Below are 14,198 nucleotides of genomic sequence, written 5' to 3'. Positions count from 1 at the left end.
ACGATGCCCCGTACCCTGCCCACGATCGTCAAGGCGACGGTCACCCCGATCCTCATCAGTGATCCGCCGCTGCTCAACGTCCTCGGCGTGCATCAGCCGTACACCCCGCGAGCCATCGTCGAGCTGGAGACCGACACCGGCGCCACCGGAGTCGGCGAGACCTACGGCGACAGCGAGTACCTCGCCGTCGCCAGGCGGCTCGCCGAAGCGGTGACCGGCCTGCCGCTCACCGCGCTCAACGGCCTGCGCGACCTCGCCTACGAGAAGGCGGGCCTGACCACGGACACGGTCAAGGAGTTCGACCCCGCGGGCCTGCGCGGCAGCCGCACCAACGAGAAGCTGATCCGCAGTGTCGTGTCGGCGTTCGAGGTGGCGAGCCTGGACGCGCTCGGCAAGGAGACCGGTCTGCCCGTGCACGCGCTGCTCGGCGGCAAGGTGCGCGACCGCGTCGAGTACAGCGGTTACCTCTTCTACAAGTGGGCCGAGCACCCGGCCGATGACGCGCCGCGCGACGACTGGGGCGCCGCGCTCGACCCCGACGGCGTCGTGCGGCAGGCCCAGCGCTTCGCCGAGAAGTACGGCTTCCGGTCGTTCAAGCTCAAGGGTGGGGTCTTCGAGCCCGAGCAGGAGATCGAGGCGGTCAAGGCGCTCGGCAAGGCGTTCCCCGGCCACCCGCTTCGGCTGGACCCCAACGGCGGCTGGTCGGTCGGGACCAGTGTCAAGGTCGCCGCGGAGCTCGGCGACCTCCTCGAGTACATGGAGGACCCGACCACCGGCATCGACGGCATGGCCGAGGTCCGCGCGCGTACCGGCGCCGTGCTCGCCACCAACATGTGCGTGACGACGTTCGGCGAGATCGCCGAGGCGTTCGCCAAGGACGCCGTGCAGGTCGTGCTGTCCGATCACCACTACTGGGGCGGGCTCCAGGCCACCAGGGAACTGGCGGCGGTCTGCCGCACCCACGACGTATCGCTGTCCATGCACTCCAACACCCATCTCGGCGTGAGCCTCGCCGCGATGACCCATGTCGCGAGCGTGGTCGGCAACCTCGCCTACGCCTGCGACAGCCACCGGCCGTGGCAGACCGAGGACGTCATCACCGAACCCCACACGTTCGTCGACGGCGCTCTCGAGGTCGGCGACGACCCCGGGCTCGGCGTCGAGCTCGATCGCGACGCTCTGTCCACATTGCACGAACGCTGGCTCAGCCGCGCCGACATGCACGATCGCGACGACGTCGCCGCCATGCGCGTGGCCGACTCCACGTGGACCCAGCCCGCCCTTCCCCGCTGGTAAGCACTTCCCCTTCTGGAGGATCAATGAAGATTCGCTCAACAGCCCGTGGCGGCGCGCTGCTCGCCGCGGCCGCACTGGCCCTGTCCGCCTGCTCGGTGCAGGGCGGTTCGAGCGGCGGCGACGGTGGCGGGGAGTACCCGAGTCGCGCGGTCGAGTTCGTCGTGCCCACCGACCCCGGCGGCAGCACCGACCTCATCACCCGGGCGCTCGCCAAGAGCCTCGAGGAGCCGCTCGGGACTCAGATCGCCGTGGTGAACAAGCCGGGAGCCAACGGCAAGATCGCCGGCAAGGACGTGTTCAGCTCCGAGCCCGACGGCTACCGGCTCGCGGCGATGCCGCAGTCGCTGTTCGCCATCGGGCCGCTGGTGCTGGACGACCCCGACGCGATCCAGCTCGACGACATGACCTTCGTCAAGGGCCTGACCCGCGAGGACTACGTCATGGTGGTCCCGGCCGACTCGCGGTTCAGGACGATCGACGACGTCCTCGCCGCCGACCGCGTCACCTACGGCACCTCCGGCGCCGGCACCGGTAACCAGCTCGCGCAGGCCCTGCTCTTCGGGTCGGCGGACGTTGCGGCGACCGCGGTGCCCTTCGATGGTGGTGGCCCGCAGCTGACCGCGGTGCTCGGTGGCAAGGTCGACGTCGGCTCCGTGCACGTCGCGGAGGCGATCAAGCAGATCGAGTCCGGTGCGTTGCGCCCGCTCCTCGCCTTCTCCGCCGAACGGCTCGAAGCACTGCCCGAGGTGCAGACCGCGACCGAGATCGGCTACGACGTCGTCGTCGACCAGCGGCGGTTCGTCGCGGCGCCGGCCGGGCTGCCGGACGACGTGCGCGAGGCGCTGGTCACCGCGATCGACGAGGCGACCAAGTCCGAGGAATACGGCGAGCTGCTGCAGAACAACTACATCACCCGGTGGGACGTCGATGGCGCCGCCGTCGCCGACCAGCTCAGGGAGAGCAGTGAACGCTTCGCGACGATGACCAAGGAGCTCGGTATCGACCTCAAGGGCCGGCAATGACGACCGCCGAACAGGACGCCAGGCCGAGCGCGGCCTACGCGCGCAGGCAGAACATCATCGCCGCGGCCGTGCCGCTGGCGGTCGGTGCCATCGCCGCGGTCCTGTCCTGGCAGCTCGGGATCGGCGACCTCGCTGATCCCGGGCCCGGGCTCTGGCCGCTGATCGTGAGCGTGGCGATGGTGGTCGTCTCCGCGGTGCTGATCGTCCAGTCGGCGCCGACCGGCGAGGAGGAACGGTTCGGCCGCGAGTCGCTCGTCGTCGGTGTCGGCGTGCTCTCGCTGCTGGGCTACGCGTTCCTGTTCGAGCTCGTCGGCTTCGAGATCCCCACGGTGGCGCTGCTCGTGCTGTGGCTGAAGGTGCTCGGCCGGGAGTCGTGGCGCGTGACGATCGCCGTGTCGCTCGTCGCGAGTACGGCGATCTACCTGCTGTTCATCGCCGGCCTCGGGGTGTCGTTGCCCCACATCGTGCACTTCTAGGGACTGGACACAGTGGACTTCCTATCACCGGTCCTGGCTGGGTTCGGGGTCGTCTTCCAGCCGGACAACCTGTTCTACTGCCTGCTCGGTGTCACGCTCGGCATGCTCGTCGGTGTGCTGCCCGGCCTCGGCCCCGCGGCCACGATCGCCATCCTGCTGCCGGTCACGTACAACATCGAGCCCACGTCCGCGATCATCATGCTCGCCGGCATCTTCTACGGCGCGCAGTACGGCGGGACCATCACCTCGGTGCTGTTGCGCCTGCCCGGCGAGGCCTCCAGCGTGGTCACCGCGATCGACGGCTACGAGATGGCCAGGCAGGGCAGAGCGGGCGCCGCGCTCGGGATCGCCGCGATCGGTTCGTTCATCGGCGGCACCATCTCGATCGTCGCGCTGACGTTCGTGGCGCCGCTGGTGTCCGGCTTCGCGGTCGACTTCGGCCCCGCCGAATACACGATGCTGGCCGTGCTCGGCCTGCTGCTCGTCACCACCATCGGCACCAGCTCGGTGGCCAAGGGCCTGCTCATGGCGCTGCTGGGCCTACTGCTCGCGACCATCGGGCAGGACCCGCTGATCGGCACCGAGCGGCTCACGTTCGGCAGCGACGAGCTGCTCGACGGCATCGACTTCGTGATCGTCGCGATGGGCCTGTTCGGTGTCGGCGAGATCCTGCACAACCTGGAGTCGTCGCGGCGGAAGGTGCCGCAACCGATCAAGGTCGGCTCGGTGTACCCGTCCCGCAAGGACCTTGCCGAGTCGAAGGGCGCGATCACGCGCGGGTCCGTGTCCGGCTTCCTGCTCGGCATCCTGCCCGGCGGTGGGGCCACGATCTCGTCGATGGTGGCCTACGCCGTCGAGCGGCGGGTGACGAAGCAGCCGGAGCGGTTCGGTAAGGGCGCCATCCAGGGCGTCGCCGGGCCGGAGACCGCCAACAACGCCGCCGCGACCTCGTCGTTCATTCCGCTGCTTTCGCTCGGTATCCCGGCGAACGCCACGATGGCGATCATGTTCGGCGCCCTGCTGCTGCAGGGCATCACCCCAGGCCCCCTGCTCGTCGACGAGGAGCCGGAGCTGTTCTGGGGCGTCGTCAACTCGATGTACGTCGGCAACATCCTGCTGCTCGCGATGAGCCTGCCGCTGATCGGGATCTTCGTGCGCATCCTGCGGGTGCGGGCTGCGATCCTGGCGCCGCTCACGGTCCTGATCACGATGATCGGCGTCTACACCGTGCGCAACAACGTGTTCGACATGTTCCTCGTCATCGGACTCGGTGTGCTCGGCTACCTGATGAAAAAGGTCGGCTTCGAGCCGGGACCGCTCGTGCTCGCGTTCGTGCTCGGTGGCATCCTCGAGTCGGCTTTCCGCCGTTCGATGCGCACCTTCGACGGCGACCTGTCCGGGTTCCTCCGCGAGCCGATTGCCGCCACGCTGCTCGGCGCCATCGTGGTACTGGTGGTGCTGTCGGTGTTGCGAGCCGTTCGAACCGCAAGGAAGAAGAAGTCCAAGGAGATCGATGTCACACCTGCTGAGCACCAACCCGCGGACCGGGACGAGCATCGAGACCGGGATCCAGCAGAGCACCGCTGATGACGTCGACGCCACCGCGGCCAGGGCGCGGGTGGCTTTCGCGGAGCTCGAGGGGCGCGACCGGGCGTGGCGCGCGGCCCTGCTGCGCGCGATGGCCGACGAGCTGGAGGCGCGGCGCGCGGAGATCGTGGCCACAGCCGACAGCGAGACCGGTCTCGGCGAAACCCGGTTGAACGGCGAGCTCACTCGCACCTGCTTCCAGCTGCGGCTTTTCGCCGACGTGGTCGTCGAGGGCAGTTACCTCGAGGCGACGGTCGACCACGCCGGTGACACCGCGATGGGGTCGCGTCCGGATCTGCGGAGGATGCTGATCCCGCTCGGCCCGGTGGCCGTGTTCGGTGCCAGCAACTTCCCGCTCGCGTTCTCGGTGCCCGGTGGCGACACCGCCGCCGCACTGGCGGCGGGGTGCCCCGTCGTCGTCAAGGCGCACGAGTCGCACCCGTTGACGTCGCAGCTGTGTGGTGCCGCTCTCGAGGCCGCCGCGAGCGAACACGGTGCTCCCGCGGGCACCATTGCCGTCGTCTACGGCCGGGAGGCCGGGGCGCGGTTGGTCCAGCACCCCGACATCACGGCTGTCGGCTTCACCGGTTCACTCGGCGGCGGCAAGGCTCTGCTGGACCTGATCAACCAGCGGCCGGATCCGATCCCGTTCTACGGCGAGCTGTCGGGCATCAACCCGCTGGTGGTCACAGCGGCGGCGGCCGCGGAGCGTGCGCAGGAGATCGGGAGCGGGCTTGCCGGGTCGTTCACCCTCGGCGCAGGCCAGTTCTGCACCAAGCCCGGCCTGGCGTTCGTGCCGCGCACCGACGGTGGCGAAGCGGTGCTGGCCGCGCTGGTGTCCGCGGTCGAGGGCGTCGGCGGGCAGGTGCTGCTCAATTCCGGCATCCGGGACAACTTCGCCGCGGGCGCGGACCGGCTCGCCGCGCTGCCCGGCGTCTCGACGCTCGCCGTCGGCGGCACCGCTGATGCCGGGTTCGGTGCGCAGCCACGGGTGCTCACCATCGACGCCGCCGAGCTCGACGACAGCATCGCCCAGGAGTGCTTCGGGCCCCTCGTCGTGGTGGTGCGCTACGGCGATGACAAGGAACTGCTCGACGCGCTGTCCCGGCTGGAGCCGTCGCTCACCGCGACGCTGCACCTCGGCGCGGAGGAGGCGGCCGGCCGCACCGAGCTGCTGGACAGCCTGCGCAAGGTCTCCGGCAGGCTCGTCTTCGACGGCTACCCCACCGGCGTCGCTGTGTCCTGGGCCCAGCACCACGGTGGCCCCTGGCCGTCGACGAACGCCATTCACACCTCCGTCGGCGCGACCTCGATCCGCCGGTTCCTGCGCCCCTACGCCTGGCAGGGAGCGCCGCAGGCCGTGCTGCCTGCCGAGCTGCGGGACGGTCCGGTGGATGTTCCCCGGCGGGTGGACGGCGTGCTGACGCTCCCCGGGAACGAGTGAGTCGAGGGGTCTGGCAAAATGGTGGCTTGCCCGCTCCGGTTCGGACCCTCTCACCGTGCCGGGGCGACCACCTATACCTGCGGGCACTCGTATCCGGCTCCCCACTCGGATCGTGTCCCGACCCGAGTATCGAAAACGACAGGAGTACCCACACCCGTGGCCGTCAAGATCAAGCTGCAGCGCCTGGGCAAGATCCGTGCGCCGTACTACCGCATCATCGTCGCGGACGCCCGTACCCGGCGGGATGGCAAGGCCATCGAGACGATCGGGAAGTACCACCCGAAGGACGACCCGAGCTTCATCGAGGTCGACTCCGACCGCGCCCAGCACTGGCTGAAGGTCGGCGCGCAGCCCACCGAGCCGGTCCAGCGCCTTCTCGAGATCACCGGTGACTGGCAGAAGTTCAAGGGCCTGCCCGGTGCGGAGGGCACGCTGAAGCAGGCCGAGCCGAAGCCGTCCAAGCAGGACCTGTTCAACGCCGCGCTCGCTGCCGCGGGCGAGGAGCCGACCGCTCAGGCCACCACGCCCAAGAAGAAGGGCGGCAACAAGAAGGCCGAGGGTGACAAGGCGGAGGCCGAGACCGAGAAGAAGGCCGACGAGGCGTGAGCTTCCTGGCCGACTCGCTCGAGCACCTGGTGCGCGGCATCGTCGACAACCCGGACGACGTCCGGGTCGAGCTGATCACCACTCGCCGGGGCCGCACCCTCGAGGTGCACGTCCACCCGGATGACCTCGGCAAGGTGATCGGCCGTGGCGGCCGTACGGCCACCGCCCTGCGCACCGTGATGGGAGCCATCGGTGGGCGGGGAGTACGCGTCGACGTCATCGACACCGACCGCTGAAGACGCGCAAACGGAGCAGTACCGTGCAGGTCGTGGTCGGCCGGGTCGCGAAAGCGCATGGCATCCGTGGTGAACTCACCGTGGACGTGCGTACGGACTCGCCGGAGGAACGTTTCGCCGTGGGTTCGGTGCTGACAGGTCAGGCCCGCGATGGCAGCACCGCACGGCTCACCGTGGCAGCCGCCCGTTGGCACAGCGGGCGGCTGCTCATGCGTTTCGCCGAGGTGCCCGACAGGACCACCGCCGAGGAGCTACGCGGGGTTCTCCTTCTCGGCGACACCGGCGACCTGCCGCCGATCGAGGACCCGGACGAGTTCTACGACCACGAACTCGAAGGCCTGCGCGCCGAACTCGGTGACGGCACCGTCATCGGCACCGTCCGTGAGGTAGTGCACTCACCGGGCGGGGAGCTGCTCTCCATCGACCGTGACGGCGGGGAGGTGCTCGTGCCGTTCGTGCGGGCGATCGTGCCTACTGTCGACGTGGCGGGTGGCCGTGTGGTCGTCGACCCGCCAGAGGGCCTGCTGGACATCTGAGCATGCGCATCGACATCGTCACGATTTTCCCCGAGTACCTGCAGCCGCTGCGGGCGGCGCTGCTGGGCAGGGCGATCGAGCGCGGCCTGCTCGAGGTCGGCGTGCACGATCTGCGGGACTGGACACACGACGTGCACCGGGCCGTGGACGACGCACCCTACGGCGGTGGGCCCGGCATGGTGATGAAGCCGCAGGTCTGGGGAGACGCCCTGGATGCCGTGTGCGGAGAACGCACCCGGCTCATCGTGCCGACACCCGCCGGCAGGCCGTTCACGCAGAGTCTCGCGCATGCCTACGCCGCCGAGGAGCACCTGGTGTTCGCCTGCGGCCGGTACGAGGGCATCGACCAGCGGGTGATCACCGATGCCGCCCGCCGGATGCCGGTCGATGAGGTGTCCATCGGCGACTACGTCCTCGTCGGCGGTGAAGCCGCCGTGCTGGTGATCGTGGAGGCCGTCGTGCGGTTGCTGCCGGGCGTCCTCGGCAACCCCGTGTCCGCGGAGCAGGACTCGTTCTCCGACGGGTTGCTGGAAGGACCGAGCTACACCCGGCCGGAAGACTGGCGGGGCCTCTCGGTGCCCGAGGTGCTGCGTTCGGGCAACCATGCGCTCATTGACCGCTGGCGCCGTGACCAAGCACTGGAACGGACCTTTCGACGACGTCCCGACCTGCTGGAACGGCTGCCGGAAGGCAGTCTGGACAAGCACGACCTCACGGTGCTGGACCGCCTCCGCGGGGAGCCCGCTGACTAGCGGGTCAGCACATCTGTAATACTTGACCGGTTGGCGCGACCTGATCACGCGCCGCCAAAGCTCCTGGGCCGCCTGCTGCCAGGCCGGTGCGCGCCCGGATGTACGCCGAAGCACATCAAGACGAGGACGGACCATCGATGAACACCCTGGATGCGTTGGACGCTCAGTCGCTGCGTTCTGACATTCCGCACTTCCGCTCGGGCGACACGCTGAAGGTTCACGTCCGCGTTATCGAGGGCAACCGCGAGCGCAACCAGGTCTTCCAGGGCGTTGTCATCCGCCGTCAGGGCGGTGGCATCCGGGAGACCTTCACCGTGCGCAAGGTGTCGTTCGGCGTCGGTGTGGAGCGCACGTTCCCGGTGCACTCGCCGAACATCGCCAAGATCGAGGTCGAGAAGCGCGGTGACGTTCGCAGGGCGAAGCTGTACTACCTGCGTGAGCTGCGCGGTAAGGCAGCCAAGATCAAGGAGCGGCGCGAAGCCCCCTCTGCGTCCTGAGTAGTCAGCCGGTTACCGTAGCCTGACTGCGTGGTCGAGCCCGTGTCTGCCAAAGCCGCCGAAGAAGAACCGGAACCCTCGAAGGAAGACGACCTCGCCGGCCCTGCGTCGGCGGGTGAGGCACCGGAGCGTTCGGATGTGAGCGATGCGACGACGCGTCTACCAGCGGTAGACGCGTCGGAGCCGTCGGAGGCCGGTGGCCTTGCTAGCCGTCCGCCGGTCGGCGAGGACCACGACGCCACTAAGCGCTCAGCGGCGGAACCAGCCGACACCGAGACGGGCGAGACCGAGCCACCCAGGCAGCGGAAACAGAAGAAGCCGCGCTCGTTCTGGAAAGAGCTGCCGATCCTCATCGTGATCGCGCTCGTACTCGCGTTTCTCATCCAGCAGTTCCTCGCGCGTGTCTACATGATCCCGTCAGGGTCGATGGAGGAAACGCTCCACGGCTGCCCCGGGTGCACGCCTGACCGGATTCTGGTCGACAAGATCACCTACGACTTCACTGATCCGGAACCCGGCGACGTCGTCGTCTTCCGCGGGCCGCAGGCCTGGATCGAGAACGACGTCGCGCCTGTCGAATCGGGCAACGCCGTCGCACGCTTCTTCCAGAGCATCGGGTCGGTGTTCGGCCTCGCGCCGCCGGACGAGCGTGACTTCGTGAAACGCATCATCGCCACCGGCGGCCAGAAGGTGGAGTGCTGCGATGCGCAGAACCGCGTTCTCGTCGACGGCAAACCGCTCGACGAGCCGTACATCCATTGGGAAGGCCGGCAGACGCAGGACGAGTTCGGCCCGGTGACCGTGCCCCAAGGCAGCGTCTGGGTCATGGGTGACAACCGCAACAACTCGGCCGACTCCCGCGTCCAGGGCGGTGGCGGCGAGCGCGGTGCCGTGCCGGTCGAGAACATCGTCGGCAAGGCCCGGTTCATCGTCCTGCCACCGTCGCGCTGGGGTGTGGTGAGCGACCACAACCCACAGGCCGCTACCGCGAATGCCATGAGCGCGCCGGCCTGGCAACAGGGCGTACCGTTGGGAGTCGGTGTACTGGCCGCATGGCCGACCATGTGGGCGGGCCGTCGCCTCGGTGCCGCGGTCCGTGGGACGGTCAGACGAGGACGGTAACGGGAGTGAGCGCTGGACCCGCGGGACTGTTGCGCCCTCCCCGTGCCGTGATTCGTGGCGAGATGCCGTGGGCGCTGCAATCCGCACTGGACCGGCGCGGTCTCGGGCCGGTCGCGGGTGTGGACGAGGCCGGCCGCGGCGCGTGCGCCGGCCCGCTCGTTGTGGCCGCCTGCATCCTGCGGCCAGGTGACGGTGCCCGGCTCACCGAGCTCACCGATTCCAAGCTGCTCACGCCGCTGGCTCGGGAACGCGTTTACGAGCGTCTGCTGCAACGCGCCGTCGACTACTCGATTGTGGTGATCCCACCGGACGAAGTCGACGCGCTCGGCATCCACGTGACGAACATCGAGGGGATGCGGCGCGCGGTCGCCCGGCTCGCCGTGCCGCCTGGTTACGTGCTCATCGACGGCTTTCGGGTGCCCGGCCTGCCCGCGCCGAGCGTGCGTGTGATCAAGGGAGACCGGGCGGTGGCGTGTGTTGCCGCGGCATCCGTACTGGCCAAGGTCACCCGCGACCGGATCATGGCGGGCCTGCACGACGAGCACCCGATGTATGGCTTCGACGTGCACAAGGGCTACACGACCGCCGAGCACGGTGAGGCGCTCATGGCCCACGGTCCGAGCGCCGTGCATCGTTGGTCCTACACCAACGTCGCGCTCGCCGCGCAGGCCCATGGCAGGCGTCCGCCGCACAAGGTGATGCTGACCGCGGCCGCGCTGCAGGCCAACGCCGGCAGGCGCGGCACGGTGGATGAGGAGCTCGACCAGTACCTGTTCGATCTGTCCGAGCCGGAACGTGTCGAGGTCTGAGGTGCTTCCCGCACCGTGCTGTCACAATGGTTGTTCCGCCGGCAATGGCGTGCGAGGCTTGCGAGGAGGGGCGCGGATTAGATGAGCGCAGAGGATCTCGAGAAGTACGAGACCGAGATGGAGCTGTCGCTGTACCGCGAGTACCGCGACATCGTCAGCCAGTTCTCGTACGTCGTGGAGACCGAACGGCGGTTCTACCTGGCCAACGCTGTTGATGTCCAGGTACGTGACAGCGGCGGCGAGGTGTACTTCGAGGTACGCATGTCGGACGCGTGGGTGTGGGACATGTACCGCCCCGCACGGTTCGTCAAGAACGTACGGGTCATCACCTTCAAGGACGTCAACGTCGAGGAGCTCGACAAGCCCGAGCTGCGGCTGCCCGAGGACGGTCCGTTCGGCAGCTGACCACCGTCGCTAGCAGCACCCTCTGACAATTTCTGGGTTTCGCGGTGTTCGCGGCCCAGGATTGTCCACATCACCTCACCTGTCCACAGGTTCGCGAATCGGCTCTGTTGGCTCCTCGCTGCGTCCTGGCAGCGTCACAGGGGACAACCGGCGCAGGCCGGAGCAGCCAACCTGGGGGTGGAAGTGGTGAGCAAGACGTTGCGCCAGGTGCGCACGCGAAGTCGTAGATCGCCTCTCGCACTGGGTCGCAGAGGCGAGGAACTCGCGGCCCAGTATCTGCGTGGGCTCGGCATGATTGTGTTGAGCCGGAACTGGCGCTGCCGGGAGGGCGAGCTCGACCTCGTCGCCACTGATCGCAAGGTCCTGGTGGTCTGCGAGGTCAAGACCCGGTCCGGGCGCCGCTTCGGTGAGCCGGCCGAGGCCGTGACCCAGGACAAGGTGGCCAGGGTCCGGCGAATGACCAGCCGCTGGCTTGCGCACTTCCGGGTCGCGTGGTGCCCCGTCCGCTTCGACGTGATCGCTGTCGACTACCCACCGGACGGGCGGCCGTCGCTACGCCACATCGTCGGAGCGTTCTGATGCCGCTCGCACGTGCGTGGTCGGTGGCCCTCATCGGTATCGAGGGCAGGCTGATCGAGATCGAGGCGGATATCGGCGCCGGGCTGCCCGGCACGAAACTCGTCGGGCTGCCGGACGCGGGCCTGCGCGAGGCGAAGGACCGGGTGCGGGCGGCCGTGCGCAACAGCGGCGAGAAGTGGCCGGAGACCGCGGTCACCCTTGGCCTCTCACCGGCCAACCTGCCGAAGGTCGGCTCGGCCTACGATCTCGCCATCGCGGTCGCCGTGCTGGCCGCGTCCGGTTGCGTGCCGGCCACCAGGCTGCTCGGCACGGTGCTGCTCGGTGAGCTCGCTCTGGACGGCAGGGTGCGGCCCGTGCGCGGCGTGCTGCCAGCGCTGCTCGCTGCCCGCACCATCGGCTACCGGCGTGCCGTCGTGCCCGTCGACTCCCTGTGCGAGGGCGCGCTGGTCGACGGCATCGAGGTCGCAGGTGCCGGACGGCTCGCCGAGGTCATTGGCTGGCTTCGTGGTGAGCAGGAGCTGGTCCCGCCGGATCCGCCCGACCTCGCGATGCCGCCCCCGGCGCCCGATCTGGCCGACGTCATCGGCCAGCCGGAAGCCCGATGGGCAGTGGAGGTCGCGGCTGCCGGCGGTCATCACTTGCTCATGACCGGGCCGCCCGGTGTGGGCAAGACGATGCTCGCCAAGCGCCTGCCCGGACTGCTGCCCCCGCTCACCGACGAAGACGCGCTGCAGGTAACCGCGGTGCATTCGGTCGACGGGTCACTGCAGCCGTCGGCGCCGCTGCTGCGCGTGCCGCCGTTCGTGGCACCACATCACTCGATCTCCATCGCCGCGTTGGTCGGCGGCGGCAGCGGGCTGGCCATGCCAGGAGCCATCAGCAAGGCACACCGCGGCGTGCTGTTCCTCGACGAGGCGGCCGAGTTCGGCGGTGAACGACTGGAGTCACTGCGCACCGTGCTGGAGGACGGCGAGGTCCGCATTGCCAGGGCGCGGGGTGTGGTGCGCTATCCCGCCCGCTTCCAGTTCGTGCTCGCGACTAACCCGTGCCCGTGCGCGCCCCCGCGCGATGCCGACTGCTGCTGCACGCCTGCCGCCCGGCGCCGCTACCTCACGAGGCTCTCCGGACCCCTGCTCGACAGGGTGGACCTGCGGGTCCGGATGCGGCCGATGACCGCGATGAGCGTGCACGACGTCGGCGAGCCCGAGCCGACCGCAACTGTGCGGGACCGGGTGTTGCAAGCGAGGGAGCGCGCCGCAAAGCGATGGGCCGAGCGCGGCTGGCAGGTCAACGCCGAGGTACCTGGTCCGGTGCTGCGCCGCGACTATGCGCTGCCCGCGGGCGTCACCCGGCTGCTCGATCGCAGCCTCGACCGGGGCGCGATCACCGCGCGCGGTGCCGATCGTTGTCTGCGGGTCGCCTGGACATTGGCCGATCTTGCCGAGGCAGACCAGCCTGACGCCGACCACGTCGCGGCCGCGCTGGAATTCCGGGACAGGAGAGCGGCATGACGGCCGAGCGGCTCGCCAGGGCCTATTTGGTGCGGGTTGCAGAGCCCCCGGCACCCGCGCTGGCGGCTTTCGTCGGCGAGCACGGTCCGGTCGAGGCCGCCGCGCTCGTGCGCAGCGGGCACGTGCCGGAGCCGGTGCTGCACGAGACCAGCGCCCGTCGGGAGCTGGACCTGGCAGAACGGGATCTTGCCGAGGCCCGCGAGCACGGCGCTCGCCTGGTCACGCCCGAAGACGACGAGTGGCCGGCCTGGCCGTTGCTGTCGCTCGACGTCGCGACCGGGCGCGGTGTGCAGGGCGTGGCAGCGCCGATCGCACTCTGGGTGCGGGGCGGCGGCAGGTTGGACGAGGCCGCACAGGACGCCGTCGCTGTCGTCGGTGCCCGCGCGGCAACCGACTACGGGGAGTACACCGCCGCCGAGCTCGGGTACGGGCTGACCGAGCAGGGGGCGCCCGTGTTCTCGGGGGCCGCCTACGGCATCGACGGTGCTGCCCATCGCGGGGCGCTCCACGCGGGCGGGGTGACGGTCGCGGTGCTGGGATGTGCGCTCGATGCCGGATATCCGGCCGGGCACATCGGACTGCTCAACCGGATCTGTGAGCGCGGCGCGGTCGTCAGCGAGTACCCGCCGGGCACACCGCCGGCCCGCCATCGCTTCCTCGTCCGTAACCGGCTGATCGCCGGGCTCACAGCCGGGACCGTGGTCGTCGAGGCGGGCGTGCGCAGCGGTGCCCGCAATACCGCTGCCACCGCCGGTGCACTGGGCAAGGTCGTGATGGCCGTGCCCGGCCCGGTCGGCTCGGCGATGTCCATCGGCTGCCACCAGCTGATCCGGGACGCTCACGCGACGTTGGTCGCGTCGGTGTCCGATGTGCTCGACACGGTGGGCCGGCTGGGGGCAGGCACGCCGGAAGGGCGTCCCCGGCCCCGCCGGAGTACGGACGGCCTCGGCCCGCAGGCGTTGCGGGTGCACGAAGCGCTCGGCGAGCGACGCGGCAAGTCGCCGGAAGGCATCGCCACCGAATCCGGGGTGCCGCTGCCGCGGGTCCGTGCCCTGCTGCCAGAACTGGAACTCGACGGACTGAGCGAGCGCTGCGAAACCGGTTGGCGGAGGGCTACCGGAAGGCAGGTGGTCAGAGGCACGTAACAGGGCGTTCGGCGAACCGGGGGAGTGGTCGAACCAGCGGAGCCGATCTTCGGGCAGGAGAGCCTGGGCGAGGAGGTCGACGGGCGGATTCTGGAACAAGTAGCGAACAGCCGTCCGTGAGGGGCCGGGCGAACTCCTGGGTCTCGGCTTGATCATGGAGGCGTGGCGATACTTG

Annotated in this window: 16 protein-coding genes; all 16 read left to right on the top strand. The window is 69.6% G+C overall.

Features of this window, described 5'->3' with window-relative positions:
* The first annotated feature begins 3 nt into the window (after window positions 1–3).
* The 16 genes from ABZ863_RS07165 (at window position 4) to dprA (ending at window position 14,023) form a co-directional block, all read left to right on the top strand.
* Window positions 4–1,296 carry a glucarate dehydratase family protein gene (locus tag ABZ863_RS07165; RefSeq protein ID WP_358531981.1) on the top strand — a complete coding sequence of 431 codons (1,293 nt, stop codon included), beginning with the start codon at window positions 4–6 and terminating at the stop codon, window positions 1,294–1,296.
* Between the two features lie 23 nt (window positions 1,297–1,319).
* The gene (locus ABZ863_RS07160; RefSeq protein WP_358531979.1) at window positions 1,320–2,318 is read left to right on the top strand and encodes a tripartite tricarboxylate transporter substrate binding protein; all 999 of its coding nucleotides are present in this window, start codon (window positions 1,320–1,322) and stop codon (window positions 2,316–2,318) included.
* The gene (locus ABZ863_RS07155) at window positions 2,315–2,794 is read left to right on the top strand and encodes a tripartite tricarboxylate transporter TctB family protein (RefSeq protein ID WP_358531977.1); all 480 of its coding nucleotides are present in this window, start codon (window positions 2,315–2,317) and stop codon (window positions 2,792–2,794) included. The genes ABZ863_RS07160 and ABZ863_RS07155 overlap by 4 nt, the downstream gene beginning before the upstream one ends.
* Before the next feature lie 12 nt (window positions 2,795–2,806).
* Window positions 2,807–4,381, top strand: a complete 1,575-nt coding sequence (locus tag ABZ863_RS07150) for a tripartite tricarboxylate transporter permease (protein WP_358531975.1) — start codon at window positions 2,807–2,809, stop codon at window positions 4,379–4,381.
* Window positions 4,308–5,825 (top strand): aldehyde dehydrogenase (NADP(+)), encoded by a 1,518-nt coding sequence (locus ABZ863_RS07145; protein ID WP_358531973.1) that lies wholly within the window; start codon window positions 4,308–4,310, stop codon window positions 5,823–5,825. Before ABZ863_RS07150 ends, ABZ863_RS07145 begins: the two co-directional genes overlap by 74 nt.
* A 156-nt stretch (window positions 5,826–5,981) precedes the next feature.
* Complete coding sequence (rpsP, locus tag ABZ863_RS07140) at window positions 5,982–6,431, top strand: 30S ribosomal protein S16 (RefSeq protein ID WP_358531972.1); 450 nt, start codon at window positions 5,982–5,984, stop codon at window positions 6,429–6,431.
* Complete coding sequence (locus tag ABZ863_RS07135) at window positions 6,428–6,667, top strand: RNA-binding protein (RefSeq protein WP_110342337.1); 240 nt, start codon at window positions 6,428–6,430, stop codon at window positions 6,665–6,667. The genes rpsP and ABZ863_RS07135 overlap by 4 nt, the downstream gene beginning before the upstream one ends.
* A 23-nt stretch (window positions 6,668–6,690) precedes the next feature.
* Entirely contained in the window at window positions 6,691–7,203 is a 513-nt protein-coding gene (gene rimM / locus ABZ863_RS07130; protein ID WP_358531970.1) for a ribosome maturation factor RimM, read from the top strand.
* A 2-nt stretch (window positions 7,204–7,205) separates the two neighbouring features.
* The gene (gene trmD, locus ABZ863_RS07125) at window positions 7,206–7,955 is read left to right on the top strand and encodes a tRNA (guanosine(37)-N1)-methyltransferase TrmD (RefSeq protein WP_358531968.1); all 750 of its coding nucleotides are present in this window, start codon (window positions 7,206–7,208) and stop codon (window positions 7,953–7,955) included.
* A gap of 137 nt (window positions 7,956–8,092) precedes the next feature.
* Window positions 8,093–8,452, top strand: a complete 360-nt coding sequence (gene rplS, locus ABZ863_RS07120; protein WP_358531966.1) for a 50S ribosomal protein L19 — start codon at window positions 8,093–8,095, stop codon at window positions 8,450–8,452.
* A gap of 30 nt (window positions 8,453–8,482) precedes the next feature.
* Complete coding sequence (lepB, locus tag ABZ863_RS07115) at window positions 8,483–9,574, top strand: signal peptidase I (protein ID WP_358531964.1); 1,092 nt, start codon at window positions 8,483–8,485, stop codon at window positions 9,572–9,574.
* 47 nt (window positions 9,575–9,621) lie between these two features.
* Window positions 9,622–10,383: a ribonuclease HII gene (locus ABZ863_RS07110; RefSeq protein ID WP_358532401.1), complete on the top strand. Its 762-nt coding sequence runs from the start codon at window positions 9,622–9,624 to the stop codon at window positions 10,381–10,383.
* An 81-nt stretch (window positions 10,384–10,464) separates the two neighbouring features.
* Complete coding sequence (locus ABZ863_RS07105) at window positions 10,465–10,788, top strand: DUF2469 domain-containing protein (RefSeq protein WP_358531962.1); 324 nt, start codon at window positions 10,465–10,467, stop codon at window positions 10,786–10,788.
* A 183-nt stretch (window positions 10,789–10,971) separates the two neighbouring features.
* Complete coding sequence (locus tag ABZ863_RS07100) at window positions 10,972–11,367, top strand: YraN family protein (protein ID WP_358532399.1); 396 nt, start codon at window positions 10,972–10,974, stop codon at window positions 11,365–11,367.
* Complete coding sequence (locus ABZ863_RS07095; protein ID WP_358531960.1) at window positions 11,367–12,878, top strand: YifB family Mg chelatase-like AAA ATPase; 1,512 nt, start codon at window positions 11,367–11,369, stop codon at window positions 12,876–12,878. Before ABZ863_RS07100 ends, ABZ863_RS07095 begins: the two co-directional genes overlap by 1 nt.
* The gene (dprA, locus tag ABZ863_RS07090) at window positions 12,875–14,023 is read left to right on the top strand and encodes a DNA-processing protein DprA (RefSeq protein WP_358531958.1); all 1,149 of its coding nucleotides are present in this window, start codon (window positions 12,875–12,877) and stop codon (window positions 14,021–14,023) included. The genes ABZ863_RS07095 and dprA overlap by 4 nt, the downstream gene beginning before the upstream one ends.
* The last annotated feature ends 175 nt before the right edge of the window (window positions 14,024–14,198 follow it).

The sequence above is a fragment of the Saccharomonospora sp. NPDC046836 genome (assembly GCF_040645195.1).
Lineage (GTDB): Bacteria > Actinomycetota > Actinomycetes > Mycobacteriales > Pseudonocardiaceae > Prauserella_A.
The sequence above is the reverse complement of the archived record's forward strand: the minus strand, read 5'-3'. Positions and strand labels throughout refer to the sequence as shown.

Coding starts and splice junctions, on each gene's coding strand:
- ABZ863_RS07165 (WP_358531981.1), top strand. CDS start 4: ATGCCCCGTACCCTGCCCACGATCGTCAAGGCGACGGTCACCCCGATC.
- ABZ863_RS07160 (WP_358531979.1), top strand. CDS start 1,320: ATGAAGATTCGCTCAACAGCCCGTGGCGGCGCGCTGCTCGCCGCGGCC.
- ABZ863_RS07155 (WP_358531977.1), top strand. CDS start 2,315: ATGACGACCGCCGAACAGGACGCCAGGCCGAGCGCGGCCTACGCGCGC.
- ABZ863_RS07145 (WP_358531973.1), top strand. CDS start 4,308: ATGTCACACCTGCTGAGCACCAACCCGCGGACCGGGACGAGCATCGAG.
- trmD (WP_358531968.1), top strand. CDS start 7,206: ATGCGCATCGACATCGTCACGATTTTCCCCGAGTACCTGCAGCCGCTG.
- rplS (WP_358531966.1), top strand. CDS start 8,093: ATGAACACCCTGGATGCGTTGGACGCTCAGTCGCTGCGTTCTGACATT.
- ABZ863_RS07105 (WP_358531962.1), top strand. CDS start 10,465: ATGAGCGCAGAGGATCTCGAGAAGTACGAGACCGAGATGGAGCTGTCG.
- ABZ863_RS07095 (WP_358531960.1), top strand. CDS start 11,367: ATGCCGCTCGCACGTGCGTGGTCGGTGGCCCTCATCGGTATCGAGGGC.
- dprA (WP_358531958.1), top strand. CDS start 12,875: ATGACGGCCGAGCGGCTCGCCAGGGCCTATTTGGTGCGGGTTGCAGAG.